Origin of the sequence: Sphingomonas hylomeconis, from assembly GCF_025370105.1 — a bacterium.
Classification (GTDB): domain Bacteria; phylum Pseudomonadota; class Alphaproteobacteria; order Sphingomonadales; family Sphingomonadaceae; genus Sphingomonas; species Sphingomonas hylomeconis.
Map to the genome: position 1 here is coordinate 663459 of NZ_JANQBK010000001.1, position 11590 is coordinate 675048.

Sequence of the window (11590 nt, forward strand, 5' to 3'; positions counted from 1 at the left end):
GTTGACCGCGTTTGCCATCCGTCTTAGGCGGCTGCAACCGCCTTGACCGTGCAATCGCGCGGGTTGGCCTGTAATCCAAGAGGATGCGATGACCGCCGATCCCAGCTTGACCTTCGCGCATGAGCCCAATGCCACGCCGGTGGAGGCCAATGAGCGCGCCGCGCGGCTGGTCGATCCGCAGTTCGGCCGGGTCTTCACCGATCATATGGCGGTGATCCGCTATAGCGACGACAAGGGGTGGCACGATGCCAAGATCACCGCGCGCGCGCCGCTGACGATGGATCCGGCGTCGTCGGTGCTGCATTACGCGCAGGAGATCTTCGAGGGCATGAAGGCGTATCGCCTCGCCGATGGCGGGACCGCGCTGTTCCGCCCCGAGGCCAATGCGCGGCGCTTCCAGAATTCGGCGCGGCGGCTCGCCATGCCGGAACTGCCCGAGGCGCTGTTCCTCGAATCGATCGAGCGGCTGGTGAAGGTCGATCACGACTGGATTCCGACCAGCGACGGCGGCGCGCTCTATCTGCGGCCGTTCATGTTCGCCAGCGAGGTTTTCCTCGGCGTCAAGCCGAGCGCGGAATATCTCTATATCGTGCTGGCCTCGTCGGTCGGCGCCTATTTCAAGGGCGGCGCGCCGACCGTGTCGATCTGGGTGAGCCAGGATTATACGCGGGCCGCGCCGGGTGGCACGGGCGAGGCCAAGTGCGGCGGCAATTACGCCACCAGCCTGGTGGCGCAGGCCGAGGCGAGCCGCAATGGCTGCGACCAGGTGGTGTTCCTCGATGCGGTCGAACGCCGTTATGTCGAGGAACTGGGCGGCATGAACGTGTTTTTCGTGTTCGATGACGGCAGCATGGCGACGCCGCCGCTGACCGGCACGATCCTGCCCGGCATCACCCGCGATTCGATCCTGACGATCGCGCGGTCGCAGGGCATTGCGGTGCGCGAGGCGCCCTATGCGATCGATCAGTGGCGCGCGGACGCGGCGAGCGGCCGGCTGGTCGAGGCGTTCGCCTGCGGCACCGCGGCGGTGGTCACGCCGATTGGCAGTGTGGCCGAGCCACAGGGCCGCTTCACTATCGGCAGCGGCGGACCAGGCCAATTGACGATGCGGATGCGCGATGCACTGGTCGCGATCCAGCGCGGCACGGCGCCCGATGCCAATGGCTGGCTGCATCGTATCGACTAATCGTCTTTCAGGGGTTTTCTAAGAGAGGCGCGCCGCTATAAGGCCGCCTTCGTTGGGGCGTCGCCAAGTGGTAAGGCAGCGGCTTTTGATGCCGCCATTCGCAGGTTCGAACCCTGCCGCCCCAGCCAATTTTCTGTCTTAATGCCGAAATCGATGGCCAACCGCTGATGGCCGGGATCGGCGTGCGTCAGCGTGCGCCGATCGCTTGGGCGGGGGGTATCAACTTTAGCCACGCTGCAGCATCCGCTGCTGGCGCAGGCCAGTGTACTGGTGACGGCGCCCTCAGCGATCGTGCGATGGTCTGCGCTTGAGGTAATCAGGGTGCGACCCCGGGATTGCGAACGACGTCCGGAAGGGCTGGGTTCGGACGACGGGTCCGCATCGGCGTAACACGGGGCTATCCGGCTCATGCTTTGGCGGCCGGAAAGCGTTTTTCCTCTGGGGGGCCCAAGAGCCCGCTGGTTTGTCACGATCAAATATCGACCATCACCTTGCCCATTGACCGGCCCGATAACAGCCATTCGACCGCGTCCGGGATGGATTCCACGCCGCGGAAGGCGCTGGCGTCGCGCACGACCTTAATGTCGTTCGCCGCATAATAGGCGAAAATGCGAGCACGTGCTTCAGGCCAATGGTCGGTCAGCAGGCCGTTCATGAACCCGCGGACGGAGACGCCCTTGTAATAGATGGAATGGGCGATCCGCGGCGCTGAGACGATTTCCGGCTTTCCGTCCAGGTCGGATGCCGCACCCGACACGACCAAGCGGCCATGCGGCGCCATGTTGGCAAGGAAATCGTCGAAAACCTTCCCGCTGACACTGTCGAGGGCAACATCGATCCCGCGGGGATATTCTTCACGCAGGATCTCACCGATATCCTCGCACTTGTAATCGATGACGCGATGCACGCCGAGGTCCTTCAGAAACGCGCCTTTTTGCGCGCCGCCCGCGACGCCGATCACCGTACAGCCTCGTAGCAGGGCCAGCTGTACGAGCAGATGCCCCAGTCCCCCGGCGGCGGCAGAGATCGCCACCGTCTCGCCATCCTTGACCTGGCCGATATGTTCGAGTGCCAGCAGCGCGGACACCCCGGTCGAAGCAAGCGTCAGAATATCGGGCGTGGCTTCCGGAACGCGCACGAATTCCGATGCAGGCGCGGTATTGATCTCGCGGTATCCACGCCCGAAGCGTGTTGTCGCAACCGCATCGCCGATCGAGAATTCCGCGACATCGGCTCCCACAGCTTCGACCACGCCGATCGCTTCGACGCCGGTGAACGTCGGCAGGCCGATTTTCACATAGTCCACGGCGTCTCGCGCGATTTGGGTGTCGAAAATGCCGTTGATGCCGCAGTGTAGGTTACGCACCCGGAGTTCCCCGGATCGAGGGTGGGTGATCGGCAATTCGACGATCTCGGTCGCGTCGCGGAAGGTGTCAGTGAATCGCTGTTGCTGGATGGCACGATAGGTCTCGGGCATACGGTCCTCCGCTTCGGTCACAGTGTCTGGGCGATCGCGGCCAACGCGACCCCCTTCCAATTCACTATCGTCTATGCCAAAGTTGTCCGGACAATTCGATCATAAAATGTGCGAGAGACCGATTGGCACTCAGCGCATTGCCCGCACATGGGAGCATCGGGCATGCCGTTACGCCGCCACTTCGTCGATCTCGATGATCGTCAGATCCATGTTCGTGTCCGCGGGGGCATTGGCCCAACGCTGGTCGTTCTGCACGCGTCACCTGGATCATCGGCACAGATGGTGCCGCTGATGCAGGCGATCGACGACCGTCGCGTAATAGCCCCCGATCTGGCAGGATTGGGAGACAGCGATGCACATCCGAAGGCGTTGCCGACGATGGCCGACTTCGCCAGCGACAGTGCGGCGGCGATCGAACGATTGGCCGACGGGCCGGTCGATCTTTATGGCTCGCACACCGGCGCGTGCGTCGCGACCGAGCTGGCCGCGACCCGCCCGGACTTGGTCCGTCGCGTCGTGCTGGACGGGGTGCCACTGTGGAGCGATGCGGAGCGCGCCGAGCTGGCCGCACGCTACGCGCCGGCGGTGCAGCCCGACCCGTATGGCGCCCACCTGCTATGGGCGCATCACTATTGCCGCGACCAGCTTCTGTTCTGGCCGTGGTATGACAAGTCCGCCGCTGCCGCGCGGTGCATCGGCTTGCCGCCCGCACGTGAGTTGCACCGGCTCGTGGTGGAGGTGGTGAAATCGATCGAGACCTATCATCTCGGATATCACGCGGCGTTTGCCTATCCGATCACCGAGCGGCTCCGCGCCGTGATGCAGCCGACACTGTGCCTGTCGACCAAGGCCGATCCTTTGGGATTGATGACCGCCCGGATTGCCACCTTGCTGGCCGATGCGCGCGTCCGCCGCATCGGGGATGACGACGCGCTGCCGGCACCAGATCACGTGGCCGGAGCAATCATGGATTTTCTGGCGGCCTGATCACCGTCGACGGTAACCACACTGATCCCTCGTCATACACTATCGACCAGGCGGACCGTCACCTCGGCCGCGCCGAGCCGATGCTGCTTCGCCGCGCGATATTCCGCACAACCGAGATATTCGCGGGCCGCCTCAATATCCGGAAAGCGACTGACGATCACGCGCTCCGTCGCATCGGCACGACCTTCGACGACTTCGGCGACCACTCCTTTCAGGACCGGTTCTCCTCCAAATTTTGCAGGTAGCCCGGCGATACCCTTCAGATACTGGCCGAAGCGCACCGGATCGGTGATCGTCACCGTGGCGATGAGGTAGGCGGGCATAGTTTTCTCCGATTGGATGGCAGCGCCGACGCGCAGGGGCGGCCTTGCGCACGACGGCGCTGTAATGCGCTATGCCGTTGCTGCACACGTTGGTTGCGCGGGCAAATCATCCAGAAAGCCTCGCGCCAGCGCGACGGCACCCTCGGTATCCGCATCAAGGAAGCCATGCGCCCAGCGCGGCTTCTCGACGACGATGCCGTTGACCAGCAGCGCGGCGCCACGGCGCGTATAGTCGCTCAGATCGTCCTGCGCGTTAATTACCAAGATCGGCTGTGCGATCTGCGGGAGGCCCATATCAGGCTGATGGTTGAAAGCGGCACGGTGGCCCCACCAAGCACGGCCGCGGCCGAGCAGCGCATCGGGAAACATGTCGGCGATGCTGTCGAGATCCAGGCCGCTCTCGAGATTGTGTCGGAGATAGCCGGTCCAGCGCTTAAGCACGTGCGACCCATCGACGTGCGGGGATTCCGGCTTGTATAGATCGCGCATCGCCTGGCGTTCCTCGTCGGTGAAGACCGGAAGCGAGACCAGGATCAGCCGGCGGATCTGTTCAGGTCGCGCGCGGGCGACGTCGCACGCGATCATCGAACCGGTGTGATAGCCCATCAGGTCGATCGGCCCGGTAACGTCCAGTGCGTCGATCGCGGCAAGCATCGCTCGTGCATAATCGGCGATTTCGGGCGGTCCTTCCGGCGTGTCGGACATGCCGAAGCCGGGTGTGTCTACTGCGACTACCAAGCGGTCAGCGCCCATCTTGGCCATGAACCGGGCATAAATCCGTCCGCTCATCGGGCTCATATGAAAGCAGAACAGGGCGGGCCGGGCGGAGGCCTCCCCGGCAATACGCAGGTGTATCTGCCCGAACGGGCCATCGACATAGTGGCGGCGTATATCAACCATCGGGGTGTCCTTTCGCGCGCGCTCAGACGAGCGGGCAGTAATCTTCCTTCTCGACCAGATCATAGGCGAAGATGAACTTCGCCATGCCGGTTAGCACCGCCATCACCACGCCCAGTTCGACCAGGTCCGCGTCGCTGAAGTGCGCCTTGAGGCGCGCGTAGAGCGCACCGCTAACCGCGCCCTTGGCGTTGGTCAGCGCCATCACGTCGGCGAGTTCGAGCGCGGCCTTCTGGCGTTCGTCGAACGGCCCGGCGGCATAGTCGCCGATCGAATCGACTTCGGCCTCGCTCAGCCCGGCGGTTAGCGCTGCGATACGGTCGCTGCGGTTGCAGAAGGCGCAGCCATGGACATTGGCGAGACGCAATCGGACGAGCTCGAGCAGTTTCGTGTCGATGCGACCCGAATAGAAGAGCTCGCCATAGAAGCGCTCGGTGTACCATTTGGCAACGGCGGGGGCGTTGCCCATCACCTCGACGAAGGTCGTGTCGCCGTGCAGCTTTTGCGTGGTATCCCACATTGGCAGTAGCGCGGGATCGAGCGCCGCGCGGGGCACGCGGTTGAACGGGGTGTCAGGCAGCATCAACGGGTGCCCTCTGTTCGTCGATCGGCGCGCCGGCAAGCTCCTCGAGTTCGAACACCGAGGCCATATATCCCTCGACGAGGCCTTTGACGTAAAGATGATCGCCGTCCGTCGAGAGCCACATGTCATAGGGCGGATGCGCGTTGGTGGTGCCTTTCAGGCGGATGCGGCGGCACTCGAAGGTGCCGGCCGGCACGGTGACGGTTTCTGTGCCGACATATTCCAGTCCACTTTGCGTCGTCGCAAAGAACGGCCCGCTGGCGCCCAGGTGATGCAGGCTGTGCATCAGGTTCTGGCCCCAGAATTTCACGTGGCCCGGTCCTTCCTCGAACGGAAAATCGGCGCCGAGCCATGCATCGCTCTGCAACGCGTGAACGCCAAAGCCGCGGATCGGGCGCTGGATCGGGATAGTCTGCGACAAGCGGCCCTCTGCCGCGGTGAAAGTCTCGCACTCGGCATGGGTCTGGTCGAACCGGAACCAGCCCGATCCGGTCAGTCGGCCATGGTTCATGATCCGCACATAGGCATCGCATGGCTGGAACGCGGCATCGACGGAAATGACGCTGTCGCGCACTACATGATCGCTGCCGATTTCCATTTCGCAATGCGTCGTCAGCACGCGGCGGCCATCCGCGCCGCGCGCAATCCCCCAGCGCTCGGTACCCCACAGCCCGCCATCGGCATGGCGGTAGCTGATCAGTCCATCGCGGCGGGGAAGGGGAACAAAGCCGTTCATGTGCCGATCCGCACCAAAGCGCGACCCTCGTTTCGCCCAAGCGATACGCGCTCGATCTGCGCGCCGGCCTGTTCGAGCCCCTCGGCAATGTCCTGCACCTCGATCAGCCGACCATCGCGGATGTGCGGTGCGGCAAAGGACACCCATTCCTCGCGACGTGCGAAATAATCGTAGACGACGAGCCCGAAGATTTGCGCGCGCTTGCCGATGATCGTGCCGACCGGCATCCGCGCGACGCTGCCGTCGCCATAATGCTGTGCGAGGCCGCAGAGCACCATGCGGGCATTGATCGCGAGGCGCGGCAGCACCGCATCGAGCACACGCTGGCCGACATTCTCGAAATGCACCGAGATGTCGCGCGGCAGCTTTTCCTCCCAACCTTCGAGGGAATAATCGACGCAGTCGTCAAAGCCGTAGCGATCGGTGGCGATGGCGCATTTGGCGGCGCCGCCGGCAATGCCGACCACGGTGGCACCGGCGATTTTGGCAATCTGACCGGCCGTCCCGGCGACGATGCCGGCGGCGGCATCGACGGTGAACAGGTCGCCTTCCTTCACCTTGGCGAGTTGCGTCATCCCCGCCCAAGCGGTGAGACCGGGCATGCCGAGCACGCCGAGATGCTCCGCGATGGCGATCGTCGGATCGACACGGCGAAGCCTTGCGACCGGAACGATCGCCTCTTCGGCCCAGCCGCAATTGCCGACAACGTGATCGCCGGCAACAAAGCCGGCATCATTCGAGGCAAGCACGATCCCGACGCTTTCGGCGGGAAGCGGCTCGCCCGGTGCGGGGGGCTTCTCGCCCATGTGGCGCGCGCGCAGCGTTTGGCCGATATAGGGATCGAGCCCAAGCCACAGCAGTCGGACATGCACGGTGCCGGCCGGCAGGGTGTCGGGAAGGCGCCGCTCGACGATGTCAAAATCGCTCGCCCTCGGGGCATCGGTAAGGGCGTGGCGGAGCACGACTTCGCGAATGACGATGCTCACTTCACAGCGCCTATGCACACGGGACAGTCTTCCGACGGCATGTCGGCGAGCGTCGCGACCATGGTTTTGAGCATGTCGATTCTTCCTTCTCTGAGCGGCGGTGCCTGATCGATCGGGGCAGCGGCCAGCGCGGCGCGCACCCCCTCGGCAAGCGGGTTGATGACGGGAATGGCGGTGGCCGCGGCAATCCGGTCGGCGATCGGGGACATGCAGGTGCAGCCAAGCAGGATGGCATCGGCGCCGCGCGCTGCGGCACGGGCGACCCCGGCATGGACGGCATCGAGGATCATGGTGCTGCCGTTCCTGACCCCGGCAAGATATCCGTCGGGACCGGTGAGCCGGTCGAGATCGCCTTCCTGCCCGACGTTGTCGATGTCGATGCAGGCGGCGTCGAAGCCATAGTCACGCAGCAGACCGGTCACGATGAAATTCATCGATTCGGGCCAGACGGTGACGATCGCGAAGCTGCCATGTGCCGCGGCGGCCGTCATCCCGGCCTGCCCCGCGCCGATCGCCGGGATCGCCAGCGCGGCGGTCATCGCGGCGAGGCCGTAATCGCCGAGGCTGTCGATCACGACCGCGTCACACCCCTGTTCGGCGGCGGCGACCGCGGCCTCGGCATGGCCGATCGCCTGCATCGCGCGTTCGAGCGGGGTATAGGGGAAGACGGGCACGCGTGAGGGCCAGGCGGACAGCAGCGCGCCGTGCGGCAGAAGCCCGGTCAGCTCGGCCGCGGGCGGGCCACGGCGCAGCGGATCGTGCGGTGTTCCGATCAGGCCGATCTTCACGCGATTTCCACCAGCTCGAGCAGTTCGCCGGCCGGGCCGACTACGGTCGCGGCGCGGCGACCTTCGTAGAACGCGCCCGTGCGGGGCTGGGGCGGGGTGAGGAAATCCAGCCCGCGCCCGTCGAGCGTATCCACCGCCAGCGTGACCAGCGCATTGCCTGGGGGGAGGGCGCCCGCCGCCCGGCCACGCACGATCGCCTGCGCCGGATAGTCATCGACTTCGACGATCGGCATCCGTCCCTTCTGCGCCATGCTGATCGTCGTCAGCGTCGCCGCATCGAGGCCGAAGGCGGTGTTTATCATGCTGTAGGGGATGGTGTAGGTGCCGCCTTCCTCAAGCGCCAAATGATCGGCGTACCAGCGCATCGTCCGGGCGCGATCAGGCGCGGCCAGGATCACGATGAACATATGGTCGACGGGGGCGGCGGCGCGCGGCAGGTCGGAGGTCGGCGTGTCTTCGCGCACCTCGTTGAGGTAGACCATCTCCCTACCTCGCCCGAGCATCTGCATCGCCACGAAATAGGGCAGGCCGGGAATTTCTTTGGGCTGGCCAACAATCTCAAACCCGCTGCCGGCAAGCCGGTCCGGCCAGCCGAACACGTCCTGCACGGTGATCTCATAGGCGGCCCAGCCATAGCTGCGCGTGGGCATGAAATCGTCCGGCAGCGGCTGTTCGACGAGACGCAGGCGGCACGGCGCGCCGCTGACCGACGCCAGCGTGGCAAAGCGCGCACCGGCCGAGGCCGGGCAACCCCAGCTGGCCGCGAGATCGGCATCGAGCGCGCCGTGCTCGATCACGGCAAGCCCGAGCATATCGCGATAATCGGCCAGCGCGCCTTCGAGATCGGGGGTGGTCGAAAGCCCGCCGATGATCCGGCCATGCGTCAAAAAGCTCATCAATCGGCTCCGCGGGTGAAATCAGGCGTGCGTTTGGCGAGAAAGGCATCGACCCCCTCGGCGAAATCGGGGAGCGAAAAGGCCTCGGCGAACAGCGCCGCGGTCTCGGCGTCGTCATCGGCCTGGCCATCGAGAATGCGGCGGACGATTGCCTTGGACTGACGGATGCTGTGCAGCGATTTGGCGGCGATCGTGTCGGCGAGCGGGCGCGGATCATCGGCGACGAGATCGATCAGGCCGATCCGCAATGCCTCGTCTGTGTCGAGCAGCGATCCGGTGAAGAGGATCCGCTTGGCCTGTGCCGGCCCTACCAGATCAACCAGCAGCTTGGTATCGTGAAGCGAATAGACGAGGCCGAGATTGGCCGGGGTGATGCCGAAGCGCGCCGGCGCGCGTGCAACGCGCAGATCGCAGGCGATCGCCAGCCCGCAGCCGCCGCCGACGCAATCGCCCTCGATGAACGCGATCACCGGCTTGGCGGCGCGTGCGAGCGTGCGTTGGGCGTGCGCGATCGCTGCCTGGTTCGCGGCACGCCACTTCGGATCGCGCGCGCCGGCGCCGAACTCGCCGATATCGGCCCCGGCACAGAACGCGCCGGGCTCGGCGGCGGCGAGGATCAGCACACGCACCTGCGGGTCGGCCATCGCTTCGTCGACCAGGCGCGGCAATTGCTCCCACATTGCCTGGGTGAAGGCGTTGCGCTTCGCCGCGCGGTCAATCAACAGGTGCGCCACCGCACCGTCGCGTTCGAGCCGCAGCGTCATGCCGGATCGACCTTGGCGAGATGCTGCGCGATCTCACGGCGGGTCGCGATCCACACATCGTCATGGCCGCGGACATGTTCGAGGAATTCCTCGAACGCCCAGATCCGCGCCGGGCGGCCGATGATGCGCAGGTGCAGCCCCAGCGACATCATCTTTGGATTGCCCTCGGCGCCTTCGCGGTAGAGCTGGTCGAAGCAGCGGCGGGCATAATCGAGCCAGCTTTGCGGCGTGTAGGACGGATCGGTCCACATCTTCATGTCGTTGGTGTCGAGCTGGTACGGCACGATCGCGATCGGACGGCCAGGGACGGTATCGCGATCCCAGAAAGGCACGTCGCCCGAATAGTCATCCATGTGATATTCGAACCCTGCCTCGATCAGCAGGCGCCGGGTATTGTCGGTATGAAGATAGCGACTGAGCCAGCCATAGGGCCGCGTGCCGGTGGTCCGTTCGATCGAGGCGACCGCCTTGGCGATGAAGTCGCGCTCGGCGGCCTCGTCCATCTTGAACTGGTGGATCCAGCGATAGCCGTGGCTGACGGGTTCATGGCCGAGCTCGCGGATCGCCGCCGCGATCTCGGGATGATTTTCGAGCGACAGCGCGGCAACCGTCCAGCTCGCGCGGATATCGTGCGCGCGCAGCAGCTTGACGATCCGCGGCGCGCCCGCGCCGATGCCGTAGCGATAGTTGCTCTCGTTGCCGTAATTGCGCAGGGAGCCTTTCACGAAGATGCCGAGTTCGTCGACCGGCTCCATCCCGCGATCGCCGCGCGCGACCGTCATTTCCGAGCCTTCCTCGACATTGACCACGACCGACAGCGCGATCCGGGCCTTGGCGGGCCAGTCGATCCGTTCCTCGCGCATCAGTGCATTTCCTCGCCGCCGGAGACGTTGATCGCCTCGCCGGTCACGTAAAAGGCCTCATCGGAGGCGAGCCATGCGCACGCCGCGGCGGTGTCGGTAGCCTTGCCGGGGCGACCCATGGGATTCTTGTGCGCCATGTTGGCGAGATAGGCGTCGGTATCTGCGAAACCCAAAAGCTTGGCGAAATAGTCGTTCTGCTGCGCGCCGAGACCGGTCGTGACGTGGTTGGGGCACACGGCGTTGACGGTGATCGCGTGCGCGCCGAGCTCGATCGCGCTGGCGCGGGTCAGGCCGATCATGCCGTGTTTCGAGCTGACATAGGCGGGCAGATGCGGGAAGGCCGATTTGGCTGCCTGGCTGGCGATGTTGATGATCCGCCCGCCCTTGCCGTGCGCGACCATCGCCCGCGCGGCCGCCTGTGTGGCATAGAAAGCGCCCGACAGATTGACCGCGATCACCGTTGCCCAATCGACAGGATCGACCTCAAGCAACGGCTTCATCATGAATCCGATCCCGGCATTGTTGACGAAGATATCGACGCTGCCGAACGCCGCGACGGCGCCGTCGACCAAAGCGGTACATTGCGCGGCATCCGATACGTCGCAGGCGATCGTCTCGACGCTGGCGCCGAGGGCACGCAGGCGATCGGCGATCGCGCGGGCTTCGTCATCGATCTCGCGATCCGAGACGACGCAGTTGGCGCCCTCTTCGGCAAAGCGCTGCAGGATCGCCTGGCCGAGCCCCTTGTCCTTGCCCGATCCAGTGACGACGACGGTCTTGCCGGCAAAGCGCGCCATCACAGATCCTCGGTGAGCAGGAACTGGGGATTGTCGGCATAATCCGCGAATGCGGCGGCGACCTTCTGGAACGCCTCGGTCGAGACTTCCGCTACGAACGGATCGAGCGCGGTGATGTCGATCACCTCGATATAGTCATACGGCGCGGGTGCGTCGCTGCCGAACAGGCCGGTGGTGCGATGCACGCTGAAGCGCTCGACCGAGGGCAACGCGTTGGCGCCGGGAATATCGGCCTCGCGTGCCCATGCCTCATAGGCGGCCGCATGGACACCGGGCTTGAGATTGAACAGGACGACGATCCGCATGG

At 65.0% G+C, this 11590-nt stretch carries 14 protein-coding genes and 1 tRNA gene; 3 read left to right on the forward strand and 12 right to left on the reverse strand.

Annotation, left to right across the window (positions count from 1 at the left end; all coding sequences use genetic code 11):
* Positions 1-88 precede the first annotated feature (88 nt).
* A complete protein-coding gene (locus tag NV401_RS03300; RefSeq protein WP_261292941.1) occupies positions 89-1186 on the forward strand; it encodes a branched-chain amino acid aminotransferase in 1098 nt (365 codons plus the stop codon).
* A gap of 53 nt (positions 1187-1239) precedes the next feature.
* Positions 1240-1314 (forward strand) — tRNA-Gln (locus NV401_RS03305).
* A gap of 344 nt (positions 1315-1658) precedes the next feature.
* Here the strand turns inward: NV401_RS03305 and NV401_RS03310 are convergent.
* Complete coding sequence (locus NV401_RS03310) at positions 1659-2663, reverse strand: zinc-binding dehydrogenase (protein ID WP_261292942.1); 1005 nt, start codon at positions 2661-2663, stop codon at positions 1659-1661.
* Between the two features lie 162 nt (positions 2664-2825).
* Between NV401_RS03310 and NV401_RS03315 the strand changes: the two genes are divergently transcribed.
* A complete protein-coding gene (locus tag NV401_RS03315) occupies positions 2826-3650 on the forward strand; it encodes an alpha/beta fold hydrolase (RefSeq protein WP_261292943.1) in 825 nt (274 codons plus the stop codon).
* A gap of 32 nt (positions 3651-3682) precedes the next feature.
* Here the strand turns inward: NV401_RS03315 and NV401_RS03320 are convergent, their stop codons facing one another.
* From NV401_RS03320 to NV401_RS03370, 11 genes are all read right to left on the reverse strand, one after another.
* Positions 3683-3973, reverse strand: a complete 291-nt coding sequence (locus tag NV401_RS03320; RefSeq protein WP_261292944.1) for a DUF1330 domain-containing protein — start codon at positions 3971-3973, stop codon at positions 3683-3685.
* A 69-nt stretch (positions 3974-4042) separates the two neighbouring features.
* On the reverse strand, positions 4043-4936 hold the full coding sequence (locus NV401_RS03325; RefSeq protein WP_261292945.1) for an alpha/beta fold hydrolase: 894 nt from the start codon (positions 4934-4936) through the stop codon (positions 4043-4045).
* Positions 4896-5453, reverse strand: coding sequence for a carboxymuconolactone decarboxylase family protein (locus NV401_RS03330; protein ID WP_261292946.1), 558 nt, complete (start codon positions 5451-5453; stop codon positions 4896-4898). The genes NV401_RS03325 and NV401_RS03330 overlap by 41 nt, the downstream gene beginning before the upstream one ends.
* Complete coding sequence (locus tag NV401_RS03335; protein ID WP_261292947.1) at positions 5443-6189, reverse strand: DUF3108 domain-containing protein; 747 nt, start codon at positions 6187-6189, stop codon at positions 5443-5445. The genes NV401_RS03330 and NV401_RS03335 overlap by 11 nt, the downstream gene beginning before the upstream one ends.
* Positions 6186-7175: an MDR family NADP-dependent oxidoreductase gene (locus NV401_RS03340; RefSeq protein ID WP_261292948.1), complete on the reverse strand. Its 990-nt coding sequence runs from the start codon at positions 7173-7175 to the stop codon at positions 6186-6188. Before NV401_RS03340 ends, NV401_RS03335 begins: the two co-directional genes overlap by 4 nt.
* Entirely contained in the window at positions 7172-7963 is a 792-nt protein-coding gene (locus NV401_RS03345; RefSeq protein WP_261292949.1) for an aspartate/glutamate racemase family protein, read from the reverse strand. The genes NV401_RS03340 and NV401_RS03345 overlap by 4 nt, the downstream gene beginning before the upstream one ends.
* Positions 7960-8859, reverse strand: coding sequence for a VOC family protein (locus tag NV401_RS03350; protein ID WP_261292950.1), 900 nt, complete (start codon positions 8857-8859; stop codon positions 7960-7962). The genes NV401_RS03345 and NV401_RS03350 overlap by 4 nt, the downstream gene beginning before the upstream one ends.
* Positions 8859-9623, reverse strand: a complete 765-nt coding sequence (locus NV401_RS03355; protein ID WP_261292951.1) for an enoyl-CoA hydratase/isomerase family protein — start codon at positions 9621-9623, stop codon at positions 8859-8861. Before NV401_RS03355 ends, NV401_RS03350 begins: the two co-directional genes overlap by 1 nt.
* Positions 9620-10486, reverse strand: a complete 867-nt coding sequence (locus NV401_RS03360; protein WP_261292952.1) for a polysaccharide deacetylase family protein — start codon at positions 10484-10486, stop codon at positions 9620-9622. The genes NV401_RS03355 and NV401_RS03360 overlap by 4 nt, the downstream gene beginning before the upstream one ends.
* Complete coding sequence (locus NV401_RS03365; RefSeq protein ID WP_261292953.1) at positions 10486-11283, reverse strand: SDR family NAD(P)-dependent oxidoreductase; 798 nt, start codon at positions 11281-11283, stop codon at positions 10486-10488. Before NV401_RS03365 ends, NV401_RS03360 begins: the two co-directional genes overlap by 1 nt.
* Positions 11283-11588: an REDY-like protein HapK gene (locus tag NV401_RS03370; protein ID WP_261292954.1), complete on the reverse strand. Its 306-nt coding sequence runs from the start codon at positions 11586-11588 to the stop codon at positions 11283-11285. Before NV401_RS03370 ends, NV401_RS03365 begins: the two co-directional genes overlap by 1 nt.
* Positions 11589-11590: the final 2 nt, after the last annotated feature.